The 24,663-nt window shown below is 62.8% G+C and carries 31 protein-coding genes; 8 read left to right on the top strand and 23 right to left on the bottom strand.

Annotated elements, in window-relative coordinates:
* Positions 1–155 precede the first annotated feature (155 nt).
* Positions 156–1,397, bottom strand: coding sequence for a hypothetical protein (locus tag FNA46_RS00895; protein ID WP_142880449.1), 1,242 nt, complete (start codon positions 1,395–1,397; stop codon positions 156–158).
* Positions 1,398–1,567: 170 nt separating this feature from the next.
* Between FNA46_RS00895 and FNA46_RS00890 the strand changes: the two genes are divergently transcribed.
* Positions 1,568–2,563, top strand: a complete 996-nt coding sequence (locus FNA46_RS00890) for a glycosyltransferase family 2 protein (RefSeq protein ID WP_142880448.1) — start codon at positions 1,568–1,570, stop codon at positions 2,561–2,563.
* Positions 2,564–2,575: 12 nt separating this feature from the next.
* Positions 2,576–2,767: a hypothetical protein gene (locus FNA46_RS00885; RefSeq protein ID WP_142880447.1), complete on the top strand. Its 192-nt coding sequence runs from the start codon at positions 2,576–2,578 to the stop codon at positions 2,765–2,767.
* Between the two features lie 63 nt (positions 2,768–2,830).
* Here FNA46_RS00885 and fliP read toward each other — a convergent pair whose 3' ends face one another.
* The 13 genes from fliP to flgF form a co-directional block, all read right to left on the bottom strand.
* Complete coding sequence (fliP, locus tag FNA46_RS00880) at positions 2,831–3,568, bottom strand: flagellar type III secretion system pore protein FliP (protein WP_142880446.1); 738 nt, start codon at positions 3,566–3,568, stop codon at positions 2,831–2,833.
* Positions 3,565–4,098: a flagellar basal body-associated FliL family protein gene (locus FNA46_RS00875; RefSeq protein ID WP_142880445.1), complete on the bottom strand. Its 534-nt coding sequence runs from the start codon at positions 4,096–4,098 to the stop codon at positions 3,565–3,567. The genes fliP and FNA46_RS00875 overlap by 4 nt, the downstream gene beginning before the upstream one ends.
* Before the next feature lie 32 nt (positions 4,099–4,130).
* On the bottom strand, positions 4,131–4,841 hold the full coding sequence (gene flgH / locus FNA46_RS00870) for a flagellar basal body L-ring protein FlgH (RefSeq protein ID WP_142880444.1): 711 nt from the start codon (positions 4,839–4,841) through the stop codon (positions 4,131–4,133).
* Positions 4,838–5,368: a MotE family protein gene (locus FNA46_RS00865; protein ID WP_142880498.1), complete on the bottom strand. Its 531-nt coding sequence runs from the start codon at positions 5,366–5,368 to the stop codon at positions 4,838–4,840. The genes flgH and FNA46_RS00865 overlap by 4 nt, the downstream gene beginning before the upstream one ends.
* Before the next feature lie 41 nt (positions 5,369–5,409).
* The gene (locus FNA46_RS00860; RefSeq protein ID WP_244617882.1) at positions 5,410–6,456 is read right to left on the bottom strand and encodes a flagellar basal body P-ring protein FlgI; all 1,047 of its coding nucleotides are present in this window, start codon (positions 6,454–6,456) and stop codon (positions 5,410–5,412) included.
* Between the two features lie 62 nt (positions 6,457–6,518).
* Entirely contained in the window at positions 6,519–7,001 is a 483-nt protein-coding gene (flgA, locus tag FNA46_RS00855; protein ID WP_142880442.1) for a flagellar basal body P-ring formation chaperone FlgA, read from the bottom strand.
* A gap of 18 nt (positions 7,002–7,019) precedes the next feature.
* Positions 7,020–7,808, bottom strand: coding sequence for a flagellar basal-body rod protein FlgG (gene flgG, locus FNA46_RS00850; RefSeq protein WP_142880441.1), 789 nt, complete (start codon positions 7,806–7,808; stop codon positions 7,020–7,022).
* An 18-nt stretch (positions 7,809–7,826) separates the two neighbouring features.
* Positions 7,827–8,165, bottom strand: a complete 339-nt coding sequence (gene fliE, locus FNA46_RS00845; RefSeq protein ID WP_142880440.1) for a flagellar hook-basal body complex protein FliE — start codon at positions 8,163–8,165, stop codon at positions 7,827–7,829.
* A complete protein-coding gene (flgC, locus tag FNA46_RS00840; protein WP_142880439.1) occupies positions 8,162–8,581 on the bottom strand; it encodes a flagellar basal body rod protein FlgC in 420 nt (139 codons plus the stop codon). Before flgC ends, fliE begins: the two co-directional genes overlap by 4 nt.
* A 7-nt stretch (positions 8,582–8,588) precedes the next feature.
* A complete protein-coding gene (gene flgB, locus FNA46_RS00835; RefSeq protein WP_142880438.1) occupies positions 8,589–8,981 on the bottom strand; it encodes a flagellar basal body rod protein FlgB in 393 nt (130 codons plus the stop codon).
* 67 nt (positions 8,982–9,048) lie between these two features.
* Positions 9,049–9,639, bottom strand: a complete 591-nt coding sequence (locus tag FNA46_RS00830; RefSeq protein ID WP_142880437.1) for a flagellar protein — start codon at positions 9,637–9,639, stop codon at positions 9,049–9,051.
* Between the two features lie 3 nt (positions 9,640–9,642).
* Entirely contained in the window at positions 9,643–10,983 is a 1,341-nt protein-coding gene (fliI, locus tag FNA46_RS00825) for a flagellar protein export ATPase FliI (protein WP_425468649.1), read from the bottom strand.
* A gap of 66 nt (positions 10,984–11,049) precedes the next feature.
* On the bottom strand, positions 11,050–11,784 hold the full coding sequence (gene flgF / locus FNA46_RS00820) for a flagellar basal-body rod protein FlgF (RefSeq protein ID WP_142880435.1): 735 nt from the start codon (positions 11,782–11,784) through the stop codon (positions 11,050–11,052).
* Positions 11,785–12,015: 231 nt separating this feature from the next.
* Here flgF and motA point away from each other — a divergent pair, with 231 nt between their 5' ends.
* The 6 genes from motA (at position 12,016) to FNA46_RS00790 (ending at position 17,267) form a co-directional block, all read left to right on the top strand.
* A complete protein-coding gene (motA, locus tag FNA46_RS00815) occupies positions 12,016–12,894 on the top strand; it encodes a flagellar motor stator protein MotA (RefSeq protein ID WP_142880434.1) in 879 nt (292 codons plus the stop codon).
* A 3-nt stretch (positions 12,895–12,897) separates the two neighbouring features.
* Positions 12,898–13,842 (top strand): FliM/FliN family flagellar motor switch protein, encoded by a 945-nt coding sequence (locus FNA46_RS00810; RefSeq protein ID WP_142880433.1) that lies wholly within the window; start codon positions 12,898–12,900, stop codon positions 13,840–13,842.
* Between the two features lie 69 nt (positions 13,843–13,911).
* Positions 13,912–14,550 (top strand): flagellar motor switch protein FliN, encoded by a 639-nt coding sequence (gene fliN / locus FNA46_RS00805; RefSeq protein WP_142880432.1) that lies wholly within the window; start codon positions 13,912–13,914, stop codon positions 14,548–14,550.
* A gap of 27 nt (positions 14,551–14,577) precedes the next feature.
* Positions 14,578–15,630 carry a flagellar motor switch protein FliG gene (gene fliG, locus FNA46_RS00800; RefSeq protein WP_142880431.1) on the top strand — a complete coding sequence of 351 codons (1,053 nt, stop codon included), beginning with the start codon at positions 14,578–14,580 and terminating at the stop codon, positions 15,628–15,630.
* Positions 15,631–15,747: 117 nt separating this feature from the next.
* Positions 15,748–16,824: a flagellar biosynthesis protein FlhB gene (gene flhB, locus FNA46_RS00795; RefSeq protein WP_142880430.1), complete on the top strand. Its 1,077-nt coding sequence runs from the start codon at positions 15,748–15,750 to the stop codon at positions 16,822–16,824.
* Between the two features lie 5 nt (positions 16,825–16,829).
* Positions 16,830–17,267, top strand: coding sequence for a hypothetical protein (locus tag FNA46_RS00790; protein ID WP_142880429.1), 438 nt, complete (start codon positions 16,830–16,832; stop codon positions 17,265–17,267).
* 26 nt (positions 17,268–17,293) lie between these two features.
* Here FNA46_RS00790 and visR read toward each other — a convergent pair whose 3' ends face one another.
* The 9 genes from visR to FNA46_RS00745 form a co-directional block, all read right to left on the bottom strand.
* Entirely contained in the window at positions 17,294–18,049 is a 756-nt protein-coding gene (gene visR, locus FNA46_RS00785; RefSeq protein ID WP_425468647.1) for a transcriptional regulator VisR, read from the bottom strand.
* A 10-nt stretch (positions 18,050–18,059) separates the two neighbouring features.
* A complete protein-coding gene (gene visN, locus FNA46_RS00780) occupies positions 18,060–18,797 on the bottom strand; it encodes a transcriptional regulator VisN (RefSeq protein WP_142880427.1) in 738 nt (245 codons plus the stop codon).
* A gap of 295 nt (positions 18,798–19,092) precedes the next feature.
* On the bottom strand, positions 19,093–20,775 hold the full coding sequence (fliF, locus tag FNA46_RS00775; RefSeq protein ID WP_142880426.1) for a flagellar basal-body MS-ring/collar protein FliF: 1,683 nt from the start codon (positions 20,773–20,775) through the stop codon (positions 19,093–19,095).
* A 128-nt stretch (positions 20,776–20,903) separates the two neighbouring features.
* Positions 20,904–21,293, bottom strand: a complete 390-nt coding sequence (gene cheT / locus FNA46_RS00770; protein WP_142880425.1) for a chemotaxis protein CheT — start codon at positions 21,291–21,293, stop codon at positions 20,904–20,906.
* Positions 21,294–21,304: 11 nt separating this feature from the next.
* The gene (cheD, locus tag FNA46_RS00765; RefSeq protein WP_142880424.1) at positions 21,305–21,859 is read right to left on the bottom strand and encodes a chemoreceptor glutamine deamidase CheD; all 555 of its coding nucleotides are present in this window, start codon (positions 21,857–21,859) and stop codon (positions 21,305–21,307) included.
* Entirely contained in the window at positions 21,856–22,245 is a 390-nt protein-coding gene (locus tag FNA46_RS00760) for a response regulator (protein ID WP_137132554.1), read from the bottom strand. The genes cheD and FNA46_RS00760 overlap by 4 nt, the downstream gene beginning before the upstream one ends.
* Positions 22,246–23,286, bottom strand: coding sequence for a protein-glutamate O-methylesterase CheB (gene cheB, locus FNA46_RS00755; RefSeq protein ID WP_142880423.1), 1,041 nt, complete (start codon positions 23,284–23,286; stop codon positions 22,246–22,248).
* A complete protein-coding gene (cheR, locus tag FNA46_RS00750; RefSeq protein WP_142880422.1) occupies positions 23,283–24,191 on the bottom strand; it encodes a protein-glutamate O-methyltransferase CheR in 909 nt (302 codons plus the stop codon). Before cheR ends, cheB begins: the two co-directional genes overlap by 4 nt.
* A complete protein-coding gene (locus FNA46_RS00745) occupies positions 24,188–24,655 on the bottom strand; it encodes a chemotaxis protein CheW (RefSeq protein WP_142880421.1) in 468 nt (155 codons plus the stop codon). Before FNA46_RS00745 ends, cheR begins: the two co-directional genes overlap by 4 nt.
* Between the last annotated feature and the right edge of the window lie 8 nt (positions 24,656–24,663).

Raw genomic sequence — 24,663 nt, 5'->3', positions numbered from 1 at the left:
CTCCAGCAGCCGACAGACTGAAAAGGGGGATGGCAATACACTGCCATCCCCTTTTTTGTTCGTCATGACGCGCAAATGTGATCCACCGCCGCGGGCATGCAGCCACGCGGCGGCACACGGCAGCGGGGTCAGGAGCGCTCGGATATGAAGAGAGGTCAGAAGCAGTAAAGGGTCGAGGCAAGCCGTGTCCAGCCGGCGCTGGCATTGACAGGAGCGACGGAGCGGACAGCATCGGGGCGGTTTGCCAAGGCCGCCAGCGCATCGCGCAGTGCCTGCGGCTGGCGGGCATCATAGACGAGACCGGTCCCGTCGGATGGGCCATATCCCTCGGCGGCCAGGACAGGCGTTGCAAAGGTTGCAGCGAGTGCCAGATCCTGCGAGGAGAAGGCCGCACGCGGCGGCACAAGCAGGGCGTCAGCGGCCTTGAACAGCCACGGATGGCGGCTGCGATCGCCGAGCGGACGCATCGTCGGCGCAAGGGCGGAAGGAACGGCTCCTGCCTCGAGCACAACCGGCAGAAGCCGCAGCGGCAGGCCGGATGCGGCGACATCCTGCGCGGCTCCCGTAATGTCGCGCCAAGTCGGCTCGTCCAGGCCGTCGGCAACAATCAGGACAAGCCGCGTGGACGCCTCGATGCCGAGCTGGCGCCGGGCGGCATCGCGCGACACGTGGTTTGGCACGAAACCGGCATGGCCCGGATGGGCGCTGACCACCACCTTGCCGGCGGCAGCCGCAAAGCGCGCCTCCAGTTGCAGGCGATGGGCTTGCGCATGCACATGAACCCGGTCGACGCTATTGGCAAGCAGCCCCGCCGTCATCTCCCGGACCAGGACCGACAAAGGTCCGGTCGTCGCCGGCATGGCCGCAATCGTCCAGACGACCTGACCGCCCAGGCGACGAAAGATCTTCAGCTTGTGGATCAGGGCATCAGCCATGGCTTCGCCCTGACGCAAGTCCGGCGCGGACCGCAGAGAGGCCTCGGGATCGAAGAGGTGCACGACCACCGGTTCACGCCCCGTGCGGTTCTTCACACACGCAATCGCATCCTCGATCGCTCCTGCGCCAAAGGCACCTGCCGTCGCAAAAGCGCCCTCGAGCAGGGCATTGTCCTCCGGACGACCGCCGACGGAGATGACTGTCAGCCCCTCGAGAGCAGGCAGCGGCGCTTCCAAGGGCGCCGTATCGGCGGAAAGCGGCAGGCGCGCGGGCCTGGTATTCAACTGCGCCAGAAGATCAGTCTGCTGCTGGCGCAGAACCTGTAGCGCGCGCACCGTCTCCACCTGGAAATCGGTCAGGATCTGCTGCTGTCCGGCGACCTCCTGCACCCGCAGGCGCAGTTGCGCGGCAAGCGGCATGCCACCGGCGACAAACGATCCGGACAGATGATCCTGCTGCATGGTCAAAAGCTCTCCTTGCCAACGCATCCGATAGGGCCACGCGGTGCCCCTCAGTGTGTTATCGGCACGCAGCCTTGCCCCGACCTTTCGAGGCTTGCCGCCCTGAAAGCCTTGCACAAGTTCCGGTGGCTACGACTGGAAACGAAAAGCCAAGCGCCATCGGAGGCTGAATGTCGGCAACCAGTGTGATCATCCCCGCCTATAATGCTGCCCAGAAGCTCGACCGGACCCTGAATGCGGTGCTTTCGAATGCGAGTGTCCTGGAAGCAATCGTCGTCGATGATTGCTCGGCGGATGCCACCGCGGATGTGGCAGCGGCCTGGGCCGCGCGCACGCCGCGCGTGCGCCTTATTCGCCAGCCGGCAAACGGCGGTGCGGGGGTTGCGCGCACCACCGGGCTGCATGCTGCCATCGGACACTATCTCTACTTCCTCGATGCCGACGACCTGCTGCTGCCGGGGGCAATCGACACGGCAACACAGGCGATCGCACAATCCGGCGTGGATGTCCTCGCCTTCCGCTACGGACTGGTGGACAATGCACATTCGCCGGTCAGGCCCATGCAGCCGATTGATACCAACATCTGGTCCATGCTGTGCGGCAGCGCCCCCTTCCGCACCATGAGCCTTGATGAGGGGGGGCGCATCCTGACGACGGTAAACTACCCCTGGAACAAGATCATCGATGCCGGGCTGTACCGGTCGAACGGCCTCTGCTTTTCCGGCACGCGGGTGCATAACGATGTCTATGCGCACTGGCACATCTATCTTCATGCCCGACGCATAGGCCTGCTCAACCAACACCTGATCAATCATGTGGAAGCCTCCGGCAGCGCCCAGCTCTCCCACAATTTCACCCGCCAGCGCTTCGACATCTTCCAGGCGCTGGACGAGGTGGAAGCGCTGTTTGCCGCCCGCCCCGACCTCAGGGCGCGCCACTATGTCTGGTTTCTGGCCTTCAAGCTCGACATCCTCAACTGGATCTCGCTCAACCTTCAGCCGGGGCTGCATGCGGAGTTTCTGACGCGCGTCGAGCAGAATCTTGCCGTCTACGGCGACGACGATTACCTGGCGGCCTATCTGCAGGACAAGCAGACGGCCGTTCTATCGCTCTACCTGCGGCATGATGCGGCCGGCCTGCTGCCGGCCCCCCGGGCTGCAGCCTGATCGGAGATTGTGATGACACCCCACGACAATGCCCGTGCGGCAGAGATGACAGCGGCCATGCAGAAGGCCGTCACCGATCTCGCCGAGATCGCGGAAAACCAGAAGACCCTGATCGACATCTACGTGGAAACCACGCGGCTGCTGCAGGGCATGATGGAAACGCAGCACCAGGCGCTGGCACGGCTGGCCGACGGATCGCTCTAAATTCCGCGCACAGCAAGAACGCCCGCGCCGTCCCGCAGCCGCGGGCCTTTGTGCGGGGATCAATCAGTTGAACGAGCGTACCAGACTGCCGACCAGCAGGTTCCAGCCGTCGATCAGCACGAAGAACAGGATCTTGAAGGGCAGCGAGATCGAGGTCGGCGGCAGCATCATCATGCCCATGGCCATGGTGATGGCGGCGACGATCATGTCGATGACGAGGAAGGGCAGCACGATCAGGAAGCCGATCTCGAAGCCGCGACGGATTTCCGACAGCATGAAGGCCGGGATCAGCACGCGATAGTCGATCGCTTCCGGCGTGCCGACAGACTGGCCGCGTTCGCGCGCGAGATCGACGAAGAGCGAGAGATCCTTGTCGCGCGTATTGGCGCTCATGAAGGTGCGGAAGGGCTCGGCGATGCGCTGGACGGCATCGGCCTCGTTGATCTCGTTGCGCAGCAGCGGCTGCACGCCGTCATTCCAGGCCCGGTCGAAGGTGGGCGACATGACGTAGAAGGTCATGAACAGCGCCATCGAGATCAGCACCAGGTTCGACGGCGCGGTTGAAAGCCCCATGCCGGTGCGCAGGATGGAAAAGGCGATGATGAAGCGCGGAAAACTGGTGACCATCACCAGAATGCCCGGCGCGATCGACAGGACCGTCAGCAGGCCGAAGGTGCGGATGATCCAGGCCGCCGCCGAGCCATCGATGGGCAAATTGAGAAGCGAGGTCGGCGATTGCTGGGCAAGCGCGACACCCGGTATCGCCAGAAGCGCGATCAGCAGCGAGAGGAGTCGAATCATTCGATCACGAAGGTCCTGAACATCACCTTGGATACTTTGCCTTGCGAACGCAGGTCAACTCGTTCCTGGATGTCGTCCCGAAGATATTGGAAGCCGCGCGCCCCCTCGATCTGCTGGAGGGAGACGGTGCGCATGTAGGCCAGGATATCCTGGTGAATCTCTTCGGCCAGCGCCAGTTCCGGCGGCCCCTTGAAGGCCAGCGCCACTTCCAGTCGCACCCAGTTCTCCGACGGGTATGCAAGGTTGGTGGTGATCGGCTCCAGTTGCACCACGCCGGCCGCCGCCGTCGCGATGTGCGGCAGCCCTTCTTCCTTCTTTCCGCCATGGGCATCGGCGGCAGGCGCCGGAGCTGCGGCCTTGGCCTTCGCCTCGGCAGCCGCCTTTTCCGCTTCCGGGTTCTTCGGGGCGATCATGCCGCCCACCACCCAGCCGCCGCCGGCAGCCACCAGCGTGGCGATGGCAACCCCGGCGATCGTCGGCACGAGGGCGCTTTTCTTCTTCTCGCCCTGGCCTTCGGCTTCCTCTTCCATGATTCCTGTCCTTTCCTCGCCTGCGACGCGCGTCAGAAGGGCGAGAACAGATCGACGACCTGCTGGCCGACCGGCGGTTGCTGCACTTCCATCAGGCGACCGCGGCCACCATAGGAAATGCGGGCTTCGGCAATCTTGTCATAGGAGATGGTGTTCTTGGCGTTGACATCCTGCGGGCGCACGATACCGGCCACGTTCAGGATGCGGATCTCGTGGTTGACGCGCACTTCCTGCGAGCCGCTGATCAGCAGGTTGCCATTCTCCAGAACACCGGTCACCACGGCGGCTACCAGCAGGTTCAGTTTTTCGGAGCGCTTGGTCGAGCCCTTGCCCTTGGTGGACGTATCGGAATCGGTGCCCATGTCGCCGTTGGTCTTCGGCTTCATGCCGAGAAAGCTCGCCGTCGCATCCCATTTCAAATTGGTCGAATTGGTCCGGCTGCGGTCGGTCTCGTTGTCGAAATCCGCCTTGTCGTTGATCTGGATGTCGACGGTCAGGATGTCGCCGACGTTCAACGCACGGGAATCCTTGAACAGCGCCGCCTGACTGTCGCTCCACAGCGAATAGCCGCTCGCCATCTGGCGCGGCTGCTTGGGATAGAGCCCCATCTGCGGCGTCTGCGCATATTGCAGGCCACTGCCGATCGGGCTCATGGCCGGCGCATTGCCGATTTCCTTGAGGGTCTGGCTCTGGCAGCCGGCAAGCAGCAGAACGGCCAGCAGGGCGGGTGCGCGCTTCGTCATGAACGGTCCTTCGAGGTCTTGGGGTCAGCGGCGCTGGAAATGATCATCGAGATGATCCCGGCCTTCTTCGGGTCCATTTCGGCAAGGATCAGGCCCGACTGGCGCGCCGGCAGTTTCATGATGATGGCTGCGGCAAGCTCGGGCAGCATTTCCTGCAGCTGCGGCGCGGCGGCATCGGCCTTCATCGTCTTGTAGACATCGACGAGGCCGGCCTGGGCGCGGTCAAGGAAATCATTGCGGCGCTTCAGCCATTCCTCGTATTCCGCCTTGCGGGTTTCGAGCACCTTGATGCGGGAATCCACCTCGCCCTGCAGCTTCTCAAGCTCCTGCTTCTGCAGCAGGTATCGCTGGTCGCGGGCGGGATCGGCAATGTTGGTGCAGAACTTCTGGATGTCTTCCGAGGTGGTTGTCGGCAGGCGCGGGTCCTGCTGCTGGGCATTCACCTGCGGCACCAGAAGCAGCACCGTTGCTGCCGCCAGAAGCTTCAGCGAGAGGCCGGGGCGCACTGCATTTGCCCGGCACGGCATGATGGGGTTCATGGCGCGATCGCCCTTCATCTCGGTTCCCGTCATTGGATCACCAGCTCCGCCTGGAGGGCGCCGGCAGACTTGATGCCCTGGAGGATGGCGATGATGCCGTCCGGCTTCACGCCGATGCTGTTGAGGCCCGCCACCAGGCTGCGCAGGTCCGGTCCATTGAGGATCGCGACATTGCTGCCGGCCTTCATCACGCTGATGTCGGTCTGCGGCTGCACGGCGGTCACGCCATTGGAGAAGGGCTGCGGCTGCACGATCTGGGGCGTCTCGGTCACCTGCACCGTCAGCGTTCCGTAGCTGACCGCCACGCGCGACACCTTGACGTCCGCGCCGATGACGATGGTGCCCGTGCGCTCGTTGACCACCACCTTGGCCGGCGTATCGGTTTCGACCACGAGGTTTTCGATCTCGGCCATCAGGCGGGCGAGATCGGCCATCTTCGGCTTCTGAACGATCACTTCCTGCGAATCGCGCGATTCCGCGATCGGGCCGCCGTAACGCTGGCTTGCAAAATTGTTGACGGTATCTGCGATACGCACCGCAGTGGAAAAATCCGGATTGCGCAGCTGCAGCACCAGATTGACCGAATCCTTGAACTTGGACGGCAGCTCGCGCTCGATGATGGCACCGTTCGGCACGCGGCCGGTGGTGGTGACGCCTTCAGTAACGGAGGCCGCCTGTCCCTGTGCCGAAAAGCCGGAGACGACGACGGAGCCCTGGGCCACGGCATAGATCTGCCCGTCTGCACCGGTGAGCGAAGTCATGATCAGCGTGCCGCCGCGCAGCGACGTCGAATCGCCGAGCGAGCTGACCGTCACATCCAGGCGGCTGCCGGGGCTGGCAAAGGGCGGCAGATTGGCCGTGACCATGACGGCTGCCGTGTTCTTGGAGCCAGACTGGCCGCCCTGCGTGGAGATGCCGAGATTCTGCAGCATGGCGCGCATGGACTGCTCGGTGAACGGCGAGGAGCGCAAGCCGTCGCCGGTCCCCTGCAGGCCGACGATCAGGCCATAGCCGATCAGCTGGTTGTCGCGGCCCGCCTGCAGCGAGGCGATGTCCTTGATGCGCGATTCCGCCATGACCGATCCGGTAGCGGACAGGCTGGCAAGAAGAAGACCGGTGGCGAACAGGAGTTTCTTGATCATTTTGCCATCACCTGAACGGAGCCGTCGCCCATCACGGTGCCGGACACGGTGACGCCGGAATCGAGGTTGCGCACGCGGATGACGTCTCCCACCGCAGCGTTTTCAAGCGGCGTGCCGGACGCGGAAATGGTGAGATTGCCAACCGCGAAGGTCAGGCGCACGGTGGCGCCGCGCTTCACCGCAAAGGGCGCGCGCAGGGTGCCGACCAGGATGGTGCGGCCGGGCAGCAGCGTGCGCTGGCTGATCATGCCGGCCACCTCGTCGATGCGGGTGGCATAGCCTTCCGCGAGGTTCGGATTGGTGACCTCGACCTCCTTGAGGGCGGAGGCCGGGATTTCCTGACCGGGATAGATGATCTGCGTCGGCACGACGGCAACGCCCTTATCGGCTGCCGCGCCGCCGGCCACCAGCAGGGCGGCCAGCAGCACCGAGGCCGCGCTGATCGGCGGCATTCTGCGGCATGTCCGGCGAAACATCATGTCTCTACCCCTTTTTCCTTACTTGAGGTTCTTGCTGACGATCGATGCCATTTCGTCTGCGGTGGTGATCACCTTCGAATTCATCTCGTAGGCGCGCTGGGCGGAGATGAGGTCGGTGATTTCCTTGACGGCGTCGACGTTGGAGGCTTCCAGATAGCCTTGTTTCAGGTAACCGAAGCCCGGATCATCAGGCGCCGCCACCGTGGCGGTGCCCGAAGCGGCCGTTTCCTGGAACAGGTTGTCACCGAGCGGCTTCAAGCCGGCTTCGTTGGCAAAGTTGGCGATGGTCAGCTGGCCCACCTGCGTGAAGGTCGAGGCATTGCCGATGCGCACGCTGACCTGGCCGCTGCGGCTGATCACCGTTTCGGTGACGTTGGCGGGGAAGGTGATGTTTGGCACGACGGCATAGCCGTCGATCGTCACCAGCTCGCCATTGGCATTGGTGTTGAAGGAACCGGCGCGGCTGTAGAGCGTCGTACCATCCGGCGACTGGACCTGGAACCAGCCGCGACCGACGACGGCCATGTCGAGGTCGTTCTGGGTCTGGGTCAGCTGACCCTGGGTATGGATGTTGCGCACGGCAGAGGTCTGGACGCCGAGGCCGATATTGGCGCCTTCCGGCACGATCGCCTGGTTGGCGCGGTTCGGAACGCCCTGGGCACGCTCGGTCTGGTAGAGCAGATCCGAGAATTCGGCGCGGGCGCGCTTGTAGCCGGTGGTGTTGATATTGGCGATGTTGTTCGCAATGACCTCGAGATTGGTCTGCTGGGCATCCATGCCCGTCGCGGCGACGGAAAGCGCTCTCATGTCTTCGTCCTCAAGCCGTTAGATCTGGATTTTCGTGATTTCGAGATAGGCGTTGACGATCTTGTCGCGGAACGCGATCGCCGTCTGGAGCGACTGCTCCGCCTGCATGACCGCATCCACGACCTCGCGGGTATTGGCCTTGCCCTGGATGCCCTCGAAGGACTTCACTTCGGCCTGCTTCAGGTCGGTGACGGCCCCGCTTGCCATGTCGCCCATCACGCTGGCGAAGCTGAGCGCCTGCCTTGCGGCTTCCGAAGCCTGGCCGGTCAGGCCGGCACCGAGGCTGCTTTCGCTGGCAGTGGCGCCGAGGTTGCGGGTCAGCGAAAGCGCGCTGGCGGACTGAACACTGTCGATCATTGGGAGGCCTTCAGAAGGTCGATCGTCGCGGAAACGAGTTCGCGCGTCTGCTTGATGGTCTGGAGATTGGCGTCGTAGGTGCGGTTTGCTTCCCGCATGTCGGCCATCTCGATGAGCATGTTGACGTTCGGCATCTTGACCATGCCGCGCTCGTCCGCTGCCGGGTTGCCCGGATCATATTCCTCGATGAACTTCGACTGGTCGGTGCCGAGCTTCTTGACGCCGACAACTTCCGCGCCCGACGCCTTGTCGAGCTCGGCGCCGAAGGTGATCGTCTTGCGACGGTAGGGATCGGCGCCCGGCGTGTCGCCGGTGGAACGGGCATTGGCAATGTTTTCCGAGACGATGCGCAGGCGGGTGGCCTGCGCCTCCAGGCCGGAACTTGCAATTTTGGAAGCGGCTGAAAGCGGATCCATGATGGTTCTACCTCTTCACTGTCATCAGCATCATGCGATGGAAGGACTTCACGAGATTGGTGCTCAGGTCGTACTGGCGCTTGATCTCGCCGGTCTTGGAAAGCTCCTGGGCAAGGGAGACCGTGTTGCCCGATTCCTGCTCGCCGATTTCATTGTTCAGCTGTTCCTCTTCCACGTTCACATCGATGCGGCTGCTGACCGAGGTGCCGGAGAGGTGGCCGGGCTGCGTGCGGGCCATGGTGAGGCCGGAGGAATTGAGCACGGCGGCGAAGGGCGTGACGTCCTTTGCCTTGTAGTGCGGCGTACTGGCATTGGCGATATTGCCGGCAACGACCTCCTGGCGCACCGACAGCCATTCGGCTTGGCGCGAGGCCAGATCGAACAATTGGATGGGTTGCATAGGCTTCTCTCCATTTTCTGGTCAGAGCCTAGGCGCGTAATCTTGCGTCAGACTTGCGAAGGCGGCCTCAGCGGGCCGCGCCCGTCGTTTCGTCGTAAAGCGTCCCCTTGGAGGTGATGATCACCCAGCGGCCGTCACGTTTTTCAATGCTGGCAAGCCGGCTGTCGTCGGGCAGCACGGAGCCGACGCGGACGATGTACAGGCCGCCCTTGTCCTGGATGAGGGCGCGACCGTTTGCGACATGCATCAGCTTGAAGCTGTTGCCGCCCGGGAAGGGCTGGTCCCTGCCTTCCTCGTCCTGTTTGTCACCGGGACGTCCGGGTGCGGCCGTGGTGGCCGTCGTCAGCGTATCGATCGGATCGAGTGGTGTGTCAGGCGGCGTTGTGGTGCTGTCATTGTCGACCATGGCGAGCGGCGAAACGCTGAAGACCGGACGCGGCGGCCCTTCCGGCAGGTCGCGCGTCCAGCCGATCGGCGAGACGCGGATGCCGAACTTGTCCTGATTGAAGAAGACGTACCAGGGAAAGGCAGCCGAGGCGACCGCCAGCAGGATGCCGGCGCCCGCAAGCAGCCGGTCCCCCCGCCCGGACGATCCCGGGGCAGATCCGCCGCCAGCGCGAGGATGCGACGGAACGTCGTCGTCGTCGAGATCGTGCATGGTTTATCCTCGTCGCATGTTGGCGGCCGGCTGCGCCTGACCGGCCCTGAGGGCCGCAGCAAGATCGGCATAGGAATCGGCCGCAGGCGGTTCGCCGGGGGTCTGCTTCAGCACGTCGTAGATGACCGGCACCTGCTTGATGGCCATGTCGAGATCGGGATCGCTGCCAGCGCGGTAGCCCCCGATCAGGCGCAGATCTCGCGTTTCCTCGTAGCGGTGGATCAGCGCCTTCAACCGCGATACCAGCTTTTCCTGGTCCCCGGTCCAGGCCTTGCGGGCGAGACGCGAGATGGAGGACAGCGGATTGATCGGCGGATAGCGCCCCTCCTCCGCCAGGCTGCGTTCAAGCACGATATGACCATCGAGAATGCCACGGGCGGAATCGGCGATCGGGTCGTTGTGATTGTCGCCGTCGACGAGGATCGAGATGATCGCGGTGATCGTGCCGGTGCCCTCGGCGCCAGGACCGCAACGCTCCAGAAGCCGCGGCAGCTCGGTAAAGACAGAAGCGGGGTAGCCGCGGGCGATCGGTGGCTCGCCGGAAGCCACCGCCACCTCGCGGATCGCATGGGCAAAGCGGGTCACGCTATCGGCGATGAAGAGAACATTCTCTCCCTTGTCGCGGAAATGCTCGGCAATGGTGATGCCGACGAGCGGCGCCATCTTGCGCAGCATCGGGCTTTCGTCGCTTGTGGCAACGATCGCGATGGATTTCGCCATGTTGTCGCCAAGCGTATCCTCAATGAATTCACGCACTTCGCGACCACGTTCGCCGACAAGCGAGATCACCACCTTGTCGAAGGCGTCGGCCCGCGCCAGCATCGACAGAAGCGTCGACTTGCCGACGCCGGAACCGGCGAAGATGCCGAGACGCTGGCCAAGACACAGCGGCGCGAAGATATCGATGGCGCGCACGCCGGTGCGAAAGCCGGTCTCGACGCGCCGTCTGGTCATGGACGGCGGCGCGGTGTTGGAGATGGAGCGCTTCTTCAGCCCGTTGCGCAGCGGCCCCTTGCCGTCGATCGGCTCGCCGAGCGCACTGATCGTGCGGCCGCACCAGCTGTCGTCGGGTGCCACCCGGAAGGCGCCCTTGCGGATGACCACGTCGCCGATGCCGATCGGTTCACCCGGCTCGATCGGACAGACATAGACGAGATCGGGCTCGACGCGGACCACCTCCCCGAGATGAATGCCGGTCGCACTGCGATGGGCCACGAACTCGCCAAGCCGCACATGGCGGGAAAGGCCGGCCACCGTATAGTGACCAGCCGCGATGGTGCGCACACGTCCGCCGGGAGCAATGGCGACACCCGGATCGGCAAAGCGCCGCACGAGGTCGGCCATGTGGGACAGCTTGCCGACGGTGGCCGTTTCAGCCGGGTTGATTTCCATGTCCTACCCCTCAGGCGCTCAGCGCGAGCCGCCGAGCGTCTTGATCGCCTCGCCGAAGCTCTGTTCGGTGTCGCGCATCATGGCCGAGATGCCCTCGAAGGCACGGTTGACCTGAATGAGCTGCGTCATCTGACCGATGCCATTGACGTTGGACTGCTCCAGATAGCCCTGGGATACGCCGACATTGAAGGCATCGACCACCGGCTGCGGTTGATCGACCGGGATCACCCCGGAATTCTCGTAGCGCAGGAAGCCCTTGGAAATGTCGGCGTTGAAGACGCCAAGCGTGGCGACCGGACGGCCATCCTGGGTGATGCGGCCATCGGCGCCCACTTCCGGCGGCCCGCCGGCGCGGTTGAGCTGGATCGGAGCGCCGCCGGCATCGAGCACCGGATAGCCACGCTCGGAGACCAGTTCGCCGGTTTCCTTCATGGTAAAGCGCCCGTCACGGGTCAGAACCCGGCCGGCCGGCGTGCTGATGGAAAACCAGGCATCGCCTTTGATGGCGAAATCCAGCGGATTGCCGGTGCGCTCCAGCGCGCCGCTGCGCGTGGAGAGATAGTCGTTGCCCTGCGAAACGAAGGCCACCTTGGCGTTCAGGTCGTTGCGGGTGTTGCTCAACACCTCGTCGAACTTGACTTCGGTCGCGCGAAAGCCGACCGTATTCATGTTGGCCATATTGTCGGCGATCGTGTTCAGCCGCCGCTCGAGTGCGATTTGCGACGAAATGCCCACATACAATCCGGACTGCATGTCATCTGCCTCCGTGTCACTTTACCAGTCGATGCGAAGGCACGGCCCATGACGGGCGCCCCTCCACCAGGAAGAGAGGGGATGATGCCTCCCCGATGCAGCGGACCTTAGGAAGGCAGACTTGCGCGAAACTGTTTGCTTCGGGATGCCCCAGCACGGCACCCGAACCCAGCCTCACGCAAGCCACGCCCTCTATTCCGACACCTGTTACAACGACGGCACGGGCACGCGATGACCATCATTATCGGATTTGTGATCACACTTGGCTGCATCCTCGGCGGCTTCATGGCGATGGGCGGTCACATCGAGGCGCTGATACAGCCCTTCGAACTCGTGATTATCGGCGGTGCAGGCCTTGGCGGCTTCGTCATGGCCAACCCCATGAAAACTGTGAAGGATGCCGGCAAGGCGCTCGGCGAAGCCTTCAAATATGCCGTTCCCAAGGAACGTAACTATCTCGATGTTCTCGGCGTGCTCTACTCGCTGATGCGCGACCTGCGCACCAAGTCTCGCAACGAGATCGAGGCCCATATCGACAACCCGGATGAATCCACGATCTTCCTCGCGGCCCCGACGGTGCTGAAGAACAAGGAACTGACCTCCTTCATCTGCGACTATGTACGCCTGATCATCATCGGCAATGCGCGCAGCCACGAGATCGAGGCGCTGATGGACGAGGAGCTTGAGACCATCCTGCACGACAAGATGAAGGCCTATGACGCCATGGCGACGATGGGCGATGCCTTCCCGGCGATCGGTATCGTCGCCGCCGTGCTCGGCGTCATCAAGGCCATGGCCAAGATCAACGAATCGCCGGAAGTGCTTGGCGGCCTGATCGGCGCGGCGCTCGTCGGCACCATGCTCGGCATCTTCCTGTCCTATTGCGTGGTCAGCCCGCTCTGCTCGCAGATCAAGATCGTCCGCAACAAGCAGCATCGTCTCTACATCGTCGTGAAGCAGACCCTGATCGCCTACATGAACGGCTCCGTGCCGCAGGTGGCGCTGGAATATGGCCGCAAGACGATTTCCGGCTACGAGCGTCCCTCGATCGACGCCGTGGAGCAGGAAATGATGAACCCCGGTGGTGGTGGCGAAAGCAAGGCGGCCTGATCCATGAGCGACGAACAGAACAGCGTTGTGCGCATCGATCACGCGCTTCTCGCCAAGCTGACCAACGGGCTGGGCGACCGCAAGACTGTCGAGAAGATCTGCGGCGACTTCGGCCAGCTCTATTCCGTCTTCCTGCCGGATGTGTTCCACAGCGAGACGGGCATCGGCATCGAGGTCTCCTATGTCGGCTTCCAGTCCGGCCTGATGCGCGACCTGATCGCCGAACTGGGCGACACGGTGTCCTTCAGCGACGGCCAGCTGCGCAACTGGTGCCCGAACTTCGTGCTGGCCTGCGGCAGCGGCTTCGTCATTGCGCTGATGGAACGCATGCTGGGCGCCGAGGAATCCATGGTGCAGCAACCGCCGGAGCGTCCGCTTTCAGACATCGAGCTGGACCTGGCAACCATGGTGTTCGAGCGCATCGCCAACGTGCTGCGCTCCGGCGTCAATGCGCCCGGCAGCTTCGAGCCGCTGCTGGAGCGTCCCCACAATGCCGGCGACCGCCCGGCCCCCGATCCGGAGGCGCCGCTGGAATATGGCGCGACGATCCGGCTTGCGATCGATCTCGGGAAGGTCACCTCGGAAATCGCGCTGATCATTCCCCAGCGCGCGCTCTTGAAGACCAAGGTCGTCGTGCCGAAACCGAAGGGCCAGGTCGCCAAGAACAGGCAGGAATGGCACGACAAGCTGATGGAGCAGGTGCACCGCTCGCAGGTGACGCTGGAAGCCCGCATTCGTCTGCAGACACTGGCACTCCAGACGATTTCCAGGCTCGCCGTCGGCGATGTCATCCCCTTCGAGGACAAGGACGATGTGAAGGTACAGGTCCGGGCCAACGGCAAGGATATGTACAACTGTGAATTCGGCCGCTCCGGCGAGCGGTACACGGTGAGGGTCAGGGACAATGTCAGCACCGAGGACGAGCTGATCCGTCACCTGATCGGATAATCGGGGCCGCCCCTTCCGCAGCGCACAAATGGGCAGCCTGGCGCAAGTTTCAACAGGAATAATGGTCTCATGGCTACGAAGAAAACACCCGCGACCGATGAGGATGCTTTCCCGCCGCTCGGCAACGAGTCGGAGCTCGACCAGGCAATCGATGACCTGCGTGGGGTGCTGAAGGCAGATTCGGATGGCGCACCAGGCGATTTCGGTGCGGAGTTCGGTTCCGAATTCGGCAGCACCGACACGGCAATGCCCACCTCCGATTTCGGCGGCGGGCTCGACATGGGCGCTGGCATGGGCTCCAGCCTGGACTCCGATTTCGGCGGTCCGGACCTCGGGGGCACAGCCTTTGGCGGCGGCGATATCGGCGGGGATTTTGGCGGCGGCGGTTTCGGCGGCGCAAGCTTCGGTGGCGATACCGGCGCAGCCAGCATGCAGGAGCCGGGCAGCGCGCTGACGGCCAATCTCGATCTGATCATGGACATCCCGATCACGGTCGAGATCGTCCTTGGCACCAGCCGCATGCAGGTTTCCGGCCTCATGGGTCTTGAGGAGGGCGCCATCATCGCGCTCGACAAGAAGATCGGCGAGCCGGTGGAAATCACGGTGAATGGACGGCGGATCGCCAGGGGCGAGATCACCGTTCTGGAAAATGACGATACGCGTTTCGGCGTGAAGCTGACGGAAGTCTTGAGCACAAAGAAAGTCTGATCCCATGAGGGACAGTGAGGGAAGACCATGATGGACTTTGACGATTTCGGAAGCGCCGTCTCCACGAAACCGTTATCCCAAGCTGAAAAGGCCGCTGCCGTCCTTCTTGCGATGGGCAAGGGGGTGGCTGGAAAGCTGTTGAAGTATTTCACGCAGAGCGAGCTGCAGACGATCATCGCATCGGCGCAGACACTGCGTGAAATTCCGCCGGACGAACTCCTCCAGCTGGTCAACGAATTCGAGGACCTCTTCACCGAGGGCGCCGGCCTGATGGACAATGCCAAGGCCATCGAGAGCATTCTCGAGGAGGGCCTGACGCCGGAGGAAGTGGATGGCCTGCTCGGCCGCCGCACCGCCTTCCAGGCCTACGAGACCTCGATCTGGGACCGCCTGCAGGATGCCGATCCGGAATTCGTCGGCAAGTTCCTGCAGCGCGAGCATCCGCAGACCATCGCCTACATCCTCTCCATGCTGCCTTCGTCCTTCGGTGCCAAGCTTCTGCTGCAGATGCCGGACAGCCGCCGCGCCGACATCATGAACCGCACGGTCAACATGAAGGATGTCAGCCCGAAGGCCGCCCAGATCATCGAGAACCGGGTGATGGAGCTCATCCAGATGATCGAGGCCGAGCGCAATTCGAACGGCTCGAACAAGGTCGCCGAACTGATGAACGAGCTGGAGAAGCCGCAGGTCGATACCCTGCTCAGCTCGCTCGAGACCATCAGCAAGGAATCGGTCAACAAGGTTCGCCCGAAGATCTTCCTGTTCGAGGATCTGCTGGCCATGCCGCAGCGCAGCCGCGTGATGCTCCTGAACGACATCGCCGCCGACATCCTGACCATGGCGCTGCGCGGCGCGCCGGCCGACATCAAGGAATCCGTGCTGTCGGCCATCAGCCCCCGCCAGCGCCGCATGATCGAATCGGATCTGGGTGCGACCAACGTCGCCATCAACCCGCGCGAAGTGGCAATCGCCCGCCGTGCGGTGGCGCAGGAAGCGATCCGCCTGGCCAATGCCGGCCAGATCCAGCTGAAGGAAGCCAAGCCAGAGGGCGAGAAGGCATCCGAAGCCGCCGCCTGACGGCACACGACCTGGGCAAGGACGGCAAGGCCGTCCTTGCCCTTGCCGCTCCATGAGGGCGCGGCATGACCGGAACGCTCCGACGCGGCGCATGCCGCCTGACGCAAGGATGACGCCTTGTCCGAGGATAAAGACAGTAAAACAGAAAGCCCGACACACAAGAAACTGCGCGACGCCGCGGAAAAGGGCAATGTGGCATTCTCCAAGGAGGCGACACTGTTTGCGTCGTCTCTTGCGTTTTACTTCTTCGTGCTCTTCTTTCTCCCCGACCGCACGGCAGCGCTTGGCGAAACGCTGAAGGACCTGTTCGAGAAGCCGGAGCAGTGGCGGCTCGAAACCGCGACCGACGTCGTGTCGATCGGCCTGCACCTCGCCTGGGCCTCGGCCGGTTTCCTGGCCCCGGCCATGCTGATGTTCTGCCTGTTCGGCATCGCCTCCTCCGTGCTGCAGAACATGCCCTCGCCGGTCCTGGAGCGCGTCCGGCCGCAGATGTCGCGCGTCTCGCTCGCCAAGGGCTTTGGCCGCATCTTCTCCATCCCCGGCATGGTGGAATTCGGCAAGTCGCTGTTCAAGGTGCTGCTGGTCGGCGTCGTCATGTATTTCGCCATGCGCAACGACTTCGTCCACGCGATCGATGCGATGTTCTCCGATCCGCTGACCATTCCGGGCGTGCTCTACGGCTCGGTGAAGAAGATGATGGTCATCATTCTTCTCGCCACGGCCACGCTGGCGGTGGCCGACTTCTTCTGGACGCGGCACCACTGGTACAGCGAGCTGAAAATGACCCGCCAGGAGGTAAAGGACGAGAACAAGCAGGCGCAGGGCGACCCCGCCGTCAAGGCACGCCAGCGCTCGCTGATGCGCAGCCGCGCCCGCAACCGCATGATGAAAAACGTGCCGCGCGCCACGCTCGTCATCGCCAACCCGACCCATTATGCCGTAGCCCTTCGCTATGTGCGCGAGGAAAGCGATGCGCCGATCGTTCTGGCCAAGGGAACCGACCTTGTGGCGCTGAAAATCCGCGAGCTGGCCGAGGAAGCCGGCATTCCCGTGTTCGAAGATCCCCCGCTTGCCCGCTCCATGTTTGCGCAAGTCTCGGTCGATAGTGTCATTCCACCGGTCTTCTACAAGGCCGTGGCAGAACTGATCCACCGGGTTTACGCCTCGCGGTCGCCCAAGCAACGGATGCACTAGAGCACATGAGAAAATGCAACCACTCGTTAGAAAGAGAAAAGATTCTGGCGCAGGCGATCAACCCGGTGGCGACCGAGTTACGGCTTCTGGATGCCGGTGACCTGATTTCGCTCCTGCGGCTGGAGCGCTATGGCAGCATTGCCGATCTCGTGTCCTCGGCGGCTGAGCTCTATTTTCACCCCGGCACCGTCAACTTCGGCTCCGGCGGCGAATACCGCCTGGAATGGGACGGCCCGCCGCAGGTCGTGCTCGATCTCGAGATCAAGCCGCGTGGCGTCTCCGTCTATGCCCGCCTGACACTGACCGACCAGACGGCCGGCATTGAGATCGACCACATCAGCTTCCAGGTTCCCTCGGAAGACCCGCAGGAAAACACCGCCTTCCTGTCGCGCAGCCTGCATGACGCACGCTTCGTGAAGGAGCCCGCCGCACTCGCTGGCTGACACTCCCTCGACAAAAAACGCAAGATTTACTGGATATACCCCAGGCGGATCGCCTTGGCGATCGCCTGGATCCGGTTGACCGAATCGAGCTTGATCGTCGCCGAGCCCAGATAGGCGTTGACGGTGTGGACGGACAGGCCCAGCTTCTCGGCGATTTCTTCGCTGATCTGGCCATCCCCGGCAAGCTGCAGACAGGCAATCTCGCGTTCGCTGAGCGATTCGGAGGGCACGGCACGCCGCTCGTCGAGAGCAAGAAGGTCCATCATGATCTGACAGCTGCGTACATGCTGGTCGATCACCGTGTCACTCGAAAGGTCGAGCCCGGCACCGCTGAAGGCCACGTAACCGTTGCCGACCGCGCCAAGACGGACCGGAAAGGCGATGCCGCCATAGGGCATGCGGTGCAGATCATCGATATGGCGGATGAGCGGCGATGGCTCGTCGGCCGCCGTCTCGGCCGCGCGACCGCCTTCGGGACCGGACCAGCTCATCGGCAGAAGCGAGACATCGATGTGATGGATCAGCATCTCGCCGAAGGCTTCGATCATGACATTGATGTTTTCACTCGCGCTGCTGCCCCAGTTGTCCAGCTCGCAGACCAGCTTGCGCTTGTTGGGCAGGCCGGCGCCGGCGATGCGGAAAACGGCGAAGTGATTCGCCCGCATGCTCTTCTGCATTCCCACGAGCTTGGGGAAGATATCGGAACGGCTGGACGCACGCTGAACGCGAAGATACTGCATTCCCGTCTCCGGCTCTCCTCCCGTGGTTCGCGAGTAGCCCATTCAGCCTTCCCTAGACAAGATTGTTGCGTACGGCATAAGCGATGGCCTCTGAGCGGGTCTTGGTCGCGGTCTTGCGCATGACGCTGGTGATGTAGTTGTTGATGGTGTTGCGCGAGATGCCGAGAATGACGGCGATCTCGTCGCTCGTCTTGCCTTCGGCAATCCAGAAAAGACATTCCAGTTCGCGGTCCGTCAGCTCGAAATCGCGCTCGACGCGGGCATTCTGCGTATCGCCGAGGCTGAGCGCATAGCCGGCCAGCAGGCCGATCTCGCGCAGGCGGTCCTGCGACAGGATGATGCCGTCCAGAAACAGCAGCATCACAGAAAAGCGCGTCCGGCCCGCGCAGAAGGTGAGCGAGCAATACTGCCGGCTGATGTCTTCCGGCAGGCTGTAATCTTCCGGCAGCAGCGCAAACTGGGGCGTCAGCAGCGACAGGCACTTCTCGACCTCGGTGGAGCGGGAATAGCCACGGGCGAGTTCCGCGCCCAACCGCCGGACGAGATCGAAGGGCCAGTTGGAAGCAACGACGAAATCGAGACCCTGCTCCTGGATCAGGTCGTACCGCGCGAGAAGATAATGCGAGGCGCCGACATAATCGGACAGGATGCGCATGGCGGCCTGGATGTTGCCGCAGGCGCCGGCAAGGGCGAGACGGCGCAGAACCTGCTCTCGCAGCAACGTTCTTGGCGGACTGGCCTCAACGAAATGCCGCCCTTCCAATGTAGTCTCTGCGCTGCGCAACTCCATTCCGCATCAACCCCCTTCGAGGGACAAACTCGCTACTCGCGTGCCATATCCGAACGCCAATGCCATCTGCGCTGACCGACCCCTGTTTCGAATCAGAACGCTTTGAAGCGCCCGTCCGAATCATGGTCATTTTAGGAACCTGCCACGGAATTGCCACAACCCGATTCAGTTTTCCTAAAAAGCTTGGTAACAAGTGTACAGTTTCTGCAATCGCACGTTACGGGATATGTAACTGATAAGCAAAAGGCCGGCAGAGCCGGCCCTTGTTTTCACGAAAACGTGATCATTGTTCCATTTACGCCGCCCGCTCGACGGCCCACTTGCGCAGGATCTTGGCGGCACGTTCCTCGCTGATTTCCACCATCCGGGCGAGACGCTTCTCCGGACCTTCCTTGACGCGGCGGTTGAAGCCGCCATTCGGGTCGTCCTCGCCGCCGAACAGATCCGAGGAACCGTCGAACCCGAAATCGGAGCCGAAGCCGTCCATGAGGGCGGGGCTTGCACCGCCCGGCGAGAAGTCCGGCAGTTCCAGCCCAGCACTCTCGGTGGCGGCCTCGCCGGCCACGGCCGCGGTGCCGCCGACGCTGCGCAGCACCGGCCGAACACCAAGCCACACGACCAGGAAGGCGACGGCGACGAAGGCGAGCGAATTGATGATCCCGCCCATGTTGCGCATCAGGATTTCGGAGAAGCCCGGACCTGCGGCTGCCTCATCGAGAAGCTGGCTTTCCAGGAAGTCCATGGCGGTGATTGTCACCACGTCACCGCGGGCCGTATCGACACCGGCGGCCGTTGCCACGATCTTCTGCATCTCGGCGAGATAGGCATCGATCTTGGCCTGGTCGGCGGGCTCGCCCACCATCTTGGCGACCCGGCCGCGGTTGACGACGACGGCAACCGAGATCTTTTCGATCTTGTAGCCGTTGCGCGTCGTGGCCGTGGTCTTCTGATTGATTTCGTAGTTGGTCTGCTCTTCCTTCTTGTCCGACTGATCGGAGGATTCAGGCCCGTTGTTGCCACCCGGCTGGGGGGCGGCCTGCGGAATGTTCTGCTCCACCGTTGCAGCCGAATCCGACTGGCGCTGCTGCGACTTCTGCGCTTCCTTGGTGACCTTGACCGACCGTTCGACGCGCGATTCCGGGTCATAGACCACTTCCTGGACCTGCTGGCTGTCGAGGTTCAGCAGCGCCGTGGCACTGGCGCGGAAATTGTCCATGCCAAGGAAGGGGGCAAGCGCCTTGTCGATATTGCTTTCGAGTTCCTGCTGGACGGACTGCACGACGTTCAGCGAACGGCTGGCCGAGCTGTTGCCCGCCTCGTCGCCGGCCGCAAGCAGCTGGCCGGTGGAATCGAGGATCGTCACATCGTCCACCTCCAGGCCCGGCACGGCCGCGGCGACCAGATGGCGGATCGAGGTCGCGGCCTTGCGGCCTGTCTCGTTGCTGGCGCGGATCATCACGGAGGCCGTCGGCTTCTGGCCGGCCCGGCGGAAATTGCCGACGTCAGGCATGACGATGTGGACGCGGGCGGCGGCAACGCCGCTGATCTGCTGGATGGAGCGCGAGATCTCCCCTTCCAGCGCACGCACACGCGTCACTTCCTGCATGAAGGAGGTGAGACCCAGCGAACCGACATTGTCGAAGAGTTCATAACCGGCATTGCTGCTGTTGGGCAGGCCCCGTTCGGCCAGCAGCAGGCGCGCCTTGCTGGTCATGCCGACGGGAACGCGAATGCTGCTGCCGTCCTGCCCGACCTCGAAATTGATACCGGCTTCAGCCAGCGCGACGCTGACCTGATTGAGATCGCCACGTTCCAGACCGACGTAAAGCGGCTCGTAGGATGGCTTGTTGACGAACAGTGCCGCCGCGATCACGATCGCCATCGACAGAACACCGACACCTGCCAGAGCGAGCAGCTTGGTCTGTCCGAGCGATCCCAAATTCTTAAGGATTTGTGTGAATTGAGCTAACAGATTCATTCTGTTCCCGCACCGTCAAAAAGGATTAAAGAGCCCTTTGCCCAACCGCACCTTAGGAAGCGAAGCTTGTGCGAGCATTTCGCTGCGGTGGTCTGACGGTGTTTCTTCCAAGGCCGCGGGACGCGGCCTCAGAACAGGTCGATATCGCCGGCCGTCTTGCTGAGCGGCTGGGAATGGCCGTGGCGAAGGCCCTGGCTGAGGGCCTTGTGCATGTCGGCCAGCTTCACGAGACTGAGTGCGGTCGACACATCGACCGTCCATTCGTCCGGAATGGTGCCGGTGATGGTGTCGATGTATTCGGCCAGACCACGGGTCTTCTGCACCGCAAGGTCGATACCCTGAAGCACCTTCATGCTGTCGGGCGACTGCAGTACGGCAGCGCCGCCCACTTCGAGAAGCTGCGGCTCCACCCGTTCGATCAGATAGGCCACGTCGTAGAGTTCCGACACGATCCGCATCAGAACGTCGGGCAGCTTTTCGTCGAGCAAGCCGGATGGCTTCGAATAGATATCGGTCATTGCTTCCTCGATCAGAAAAACTCGATTGAACTCTCGACCGGCTTTGCGGGCCGGGCCGGACGCTGCTCCATGGCCACCGTCTTCTGGGTTTCCGCCCCGGTCAGCGGATAGGTCCGAGCCCGCCCGCTGGCAGGCCAGTATTCCAGCTTGCGGCCGAACTCGCCGCCGACGGAAGAGCCGACGATCTTGATGCCTTCGTCACGCAGGAACTGGGTGGCAAAGGCCGAATTCTGCTCACCCACATTGGAAAAGCTCGCAATCGTCTTCGCCCCGCCGAAGATCTTCGCCTCCAGCCGCTCGCGCCGCCCGCCGCGCTTCAGGATGCCGTTGATCAGAAGTTCCATCAGATGAACGCCGTACCGGGACATGTCCCCGCCCGACATCCCGCCAGGCCCCGTTCCGGGCAGGAGGAAGTGGTTCATCCCCCCGATGCCCGCGACCGGATCCCTCAGGCACGCAGCCACGCAGGAGCCCAGGATCGTCGTAATGACGGCATTGGGTTCATCCGTTACCTTATATTCGCCCTGGATAATATTTATCCGCTTGGCTGCGGCCATTTCATTCATTTAAGCGCTCCGAACACCGCCTCGATGGCAGCTTTCATCTTTTCGATCGTGAATGGCTTTGCGAGCACGTTGTTGGCACCGAGCTGGGCTGCCTTCTGCACCAGGGCACGGTCGCCCTGCGCAGTCAGAATGATGAAGGCCGCCTTCTTCGTTGCCGGGTTCGTGCGTACCGCCTGCAAGAGGCCCAGACCGTCCATCTTGGGCATGTTGAAGTCCGAGATCACGAGATGATGCGGTTGCTCGGCCATGATCTTCATGCCCTGCTCGCCATCGCCTGCGGCCGTGATCTGCTTGAACCCGAGCTGCGTCAGGGCGTCGCTGAGCAGCAACCGGCTCGTCACCTGATCATCCACGATCAGAACTTTGATTTTTTCAGCGAGAGACATTTATTCGGTACCTTCTTTTCGGGCAGCGGTTAATTTCAAGATTTCTTCTCCGATCGCACCGAGCGGCAATTGCTGCTCGACGGCGCCGATATCATGCGCGACACGGGGCATGCCGTAGACGACGCATGTCTTCTCGTTCTGCCCAATGGTGCGTGCGCCCGCACTGCGCATCTTGAGCAGGCCCGAGGCGCCGTCCCGGCCCATGCCGGTCAGAATCACCCCGACAGCATTCCGACCGGCCAGTTCCGCCACGGATTCGAACAGGACGTCCACCGACGGGCGGTGACCGTTGACAGGGTCGCGTTCGACGAGCCGGCAGCTGGGCGCGGAGGGATTAACGACCTGAAGGTGCCGTTCACCACCGGGCGCCAGGTAGATCTTGCCGATCTCGAGCCGGGCGCCGTCGGTTGCTTCCTGCACCACAGGAGCGCAAATACGATTAAGCCTTTCAGCAAAACTTTTGGTAAACGTGGGCGGCATGTGCTGGGTAATGACGGTTGGCGGGCAGTTCCTGGGGAATTTCTGCAACACCGCGATCAGCGCCTCCACGCCGCCCGTGGAGGAACCGATCGCCACCACCTTGCGGCCGACGCGATACTCCGCCGTCGGCGCAAGAACCGGCTGAGGAGCCGTGACCATGCGGCCGCGCTTGGAGCGCGCAGCCGCCTTCACCTTCTCGGCCAGATCATAGAAGGGACGCGCATCGCCCGGCACCGGCTTGCTCACGCAATCGAAGGCACCGATCTCGAGCGCCGCCAGCGTGGCGTTTGCCCCCTGATGCGTCATCGTGGAGACCATGATCACCGGCATCGGCCGCAGGCGCATGATCTTCTCGAGGAATTCCAGCCCGTTCATGTTGGGCATCTCGATGTCGAGCGTCACCACATCCGGGTTCAGCTGCTTGATCGCCGCACGCGCCTCATGCGCATCGCCCGCCTGGCCAACGACGTTGACCTCCGGATCCGAATTGAGGACGGCGGTGATCAGGCCGCGCATGGTGGGCGAATCATCAACGACGAGTACTCTTGCCGGCATGGTCATGCAGTCCTCCCCGCGCTTTTGCCAGTATAGCGGTAGGTGGTTATCCCTATGTTGTCGAAGAGGTTCTTTGCCTCCCCCGTGACCCGCTCGGAATGGCCGATGTAGAGGTGGCCACCGATCGGGAAGAGCTGCGCGAACCGCGACCAGATCTTCATCTGCGTCGGTTCGTCGAAATAGATCACCACGTTGCGACAGAAGATCACGTCGAAATTGCCCTTGAACGGCCACTGGGCCATCAGGTTCAGCTCGTTGTAGGTGATCAGCTTCTTGACGCGGTCATCGACCTGGAACTTGCGCCGGCCGTTGGCATCGACCTCGCGGAAGTACTGCTTTCGCATCGCCGGACTGACCGTCTCCAGCGCATTTTCATCGTAGACCCCGGCGCGGGCAAGCGCGAGGATCTTCGGGTCGATGTCGGTCGCGAGGATGCGGAAGTCGTAATCCGCCGCATTCGGCAGCAGCGCGAGCACGGTCAGCGCGATGGAATAGGGTTCCTGCCCGTCGGAGCAGGCCGCAGACCAGATGCGCACGCGCCCGCCGCTCTTGGCGCGCGCGATCAGCCCCGGCAGCACCTCGTCGCGCAGGTGCTCGAAATGGTGGTTTTCCCGGAAGAAACGGGTGAAGTTCGTCGTCAGGTGGGACAGCATCTCGCGGCGCACATGGGCCCCCTCCGGCGAGGAGACGAGCGTGCAATACTCACGAAAGCCTTTCAGGCCGAGGTTGCGGATGTGCTTCGACAGGCGCGAATAGACGAGCGACGCCTTGGTGTCGTTCAGATAGATGCCGGCATCGGAATAGATCATGGCGGCGATCTCGGCGAGATCGCGCCGCGTCAGCGGATATTCGCCACTGGCAAGGACCTCGTCCGGGGACTGCCTGCTGTCGATGACGCCGGTGGCCTTCATGCTACTTCGCTTTCGGTGTCGGGGAAGAGCGCATCCAGTTCGATCAGGCAGATCATCCGCTTGTCGATCGCCAGGATGCCGCGGGCATACTGCTTCTCCAGGTCGGACGAGACTTCGGGAACAGGCTGAATGTTTTCATCGGTGACGGTGAGGATGTCGGAGACGGCTTCCACGAGCAGTCCCACGACACGGTTCTTGACCTGCGCCACGATGATGACATGGCGCGGGGTCGGCTCAGCTCGCCGCAGCCCGAGGCGTGCGGAGAGATCGATGATGGGCAAAACGGCGCCGCGCAGGTTGATCACGCCCATCACATAGGACGGGGAGTGCGGAAGGCCGGTGGCTTTCGTCCACCCCCGGATTTCCCGCACCGACATGATGTTGACGCAAAATTCCTGGTCTCCGATCCGGAAGGCAATGAGCTCCCGGCTTCCCTGAGCAAGATTTTTCACGGCGTACGACATACTCTACA

The sequence above is a fragment of the Affinirhizobium straminoryzae genome, from assembly GCF_007004135.1.
In the GTDB taxonomy this organism is placed as follows: Bacteria; Pseudomonadota; Alphaproteobacteria; order Rhizobiales; family Rhizobiaceae; genus Neorhizobium; species Neorhizobium straminoryzae.
Note: the sequence above shows the minus strand (reverse complement) of the source record. Positions and strands in the feature narration are given on the sequence as shown.

Bases quoted from the DNA above. Each gene is read 5' to 3' on its own strand.
- FNA46_RS00895 (WP_142880449.1), bottom strand. From the start codon at position 1,397: ATGCAGCAGGATCATCTGTCCGGATCGTTTGTCGCCGGTGGCATGCCG.
- FNA46_RS00890 (WP_142880448.1), top strand. From the start codon at position 1,568: ATGTCGGCAACCAGTGTGATCATCCCCGCCTATAATGCTGCCCAGAAG.
- FNA46_RS00885 (WP_142880447.1), top strand. From the start codon at position 2,576: ATGACACCCCACGACAATGCCCGTGCGGCAGAGATGACAGCGGCCATG.
- fliP (WP_142880446.1), bottom strand. From the start codon at position 3,568: ATGATTCGACTCCTCTCGCTGCTGATCGCGCTTCTGGCGATACCGGGT.
- FNA46_RS00875 (WP_142880445.1), bottom strand. From the start codon at position 4,098: ATGGAAGAGGAAGCCGAAGGCCAGGGCGAGAAGAAGAAAAGCGCCCTC.
- flgH (WP_142880444.1), bottom strand. From the start codon at position 4,841: ATGACGAAGCGCGCACCCGCCCTGCTGGCCGTTCTGCTGCTTGCCGGC.
- FNA46_RS00865 (WP_142880498.1), bottom strand. From the start codon at position 5,368: ATGCCGTGCCGGGCAAATGCAGTGCGCCCCGGCCTCTCGCTGAAGCTT.
- FNA46_RS00860 (WP_244617882.1), bottom strand. From the start codon at position 6,456: ATGGCGGAATCGCGCATCAAGGACATCGCCTCGCTGCAGGCGGGCCGC.
- flgA (WP_142880442.1), bottom strand. From the start codon at position 7,001: ATGATGTTTCGCCGGACATGCCGCAGAATGCCGCCGATCAGCGCGGCC.
- flgG (WP_142880441.1), bottom strand. From the start codon at position 7,808: ATGAGAGCGCTTTCCGTCGCCGCGACGGGCATGGATGCCCAGCAGACC.
- fliE (WP_142880440.1), bottom strand. From the start codon at position 8,165: ATGATCGACAGTGTTCAGTCCGCCAGCGCGCTTTCGCTGACCCGCAAC.
- flgC (WP_142880439.1), bottom strand. From the start codon at position 8,581: ATGGATCCGCTTTCAGCCGCTTCCAAAATTGCAAGTTCCGGCCTGGAG.
- flgB (WP_142880438.1), bottom strand. From the start codon at position 8,981: ATGCAACCCATCCAATTGTTCGATCTGGCCTCGCGCCAAGCCGAATGG.
- FNA46_RS00830 (WP_142880437.1), bottom strand. From the start codon at position 9,639: ATGCACGATCTCGACGACGACGACGTTCCGTCGCATCCTCGCGCTGGC.
- fliI (WP_425468649.1), bottom strand. From the start codon at position 10,983: ATGGCCGACCTCGTGCGGCGCTTTGCCGATCCGGGTGTCGCCATTGCT.
- flgF (WP_142880435.1), bottom strand. From the start codon at position 11,784: ATGCAGTCCGGATTGTATGTGGGCATTTCGTCGCAAATCGCACTCGAG.
- motA (WP_142880434.1), top strand. From the start codon at position 12,016: ATGACCATCATTATCGGATTTGTGATCACACTTGGCTGCATCCTCGGC.
- FNA46_RS00810 (WP_142880433.1), top strand. From the start codon at position 12,898: ATGAGCGACGAACAGAACAGCGTTGTGCGCATCGATCACGCGCTTCTC.
- fliN (WP_142880432.1), top strand. From the start codon at position 13,912: ATGGCTACGAAGAAAACACCCGCGACCGATGAGGATGCTTTCCCGCCG.
- fliG (WP_142880431.1), top strand. From the start codon at position 14,578: ATGATGGACTTTGACGATTTCGGAAGCGCCGTCTCCACGAAACCGTTA.
- FNA46_RS00790 (WP_142880429.1), top strand. From the start codon at position 16,830: ATGAGAAAATGCAACCACTCGTTAGAAAGAGAAAAGATTCTGGCGCAG.
- visR (WP_425468647.1), bottom strand. From the start codon at position 18,049: ATGGGCTACTCGCGAACCACGGGAGGAGAGCCGGAGACGGGAATGCAG.
- visN (WP_142880427.1), bottom strand. From the start codon at position 18,797: ATGGAGTTGCGCAGCGCAGAGACTACATTGGAAGGGCGGCATTTCGTT.
- fliF (WP_142880426.1), bottom strand. From the start codon at position 20,775: ATGAATCTGTTAGCTCAATTCACACAAATCCTTAAGAATTTGGGATCG.
- cheT (WP_142880425.1), bottom strand. From the start codon at position 21,293: ATGACCGATATCTATTCGAAGCCATCCGGCTTGCTCGACGAAAAGCTG.
- cheD (WP_142880424.1), bottom strand. From the start codon at position 21,859: ATGAATGAAATGGCCGCAGCCAAGCGGATAAATATTATCCAGGGCGAA.
- FNA46_RS00760 (WP_137132554.1), bottom strand. From the start codon at position 22,245: ATGTCTCTCGCTGAAAAAATCAAAGTTCTGATCGTGGATGATCAGGTG.
- cheB (WP_142880423.1), bottom strand. From the start codon at position 23,286: ATGACCATGCCGGCAAGAGTACTCGTCGTTGATGATTCGCCCACCATG.
- cheR (WP_142880422.1), bottom strand. From the start codon at position 24,191: ATGAAGGCCACCGGCGTCATCGACAGCAGGCAGTCCCCGGACGAGGTC.
- FNA46_RS00745 (WP_142880421.1), bottom strand. From the start codon at position 24,655: ATGTCGTACGCCGTGAAAAATCTTGCTCAGGGAAGCCGGGAGCTCATT.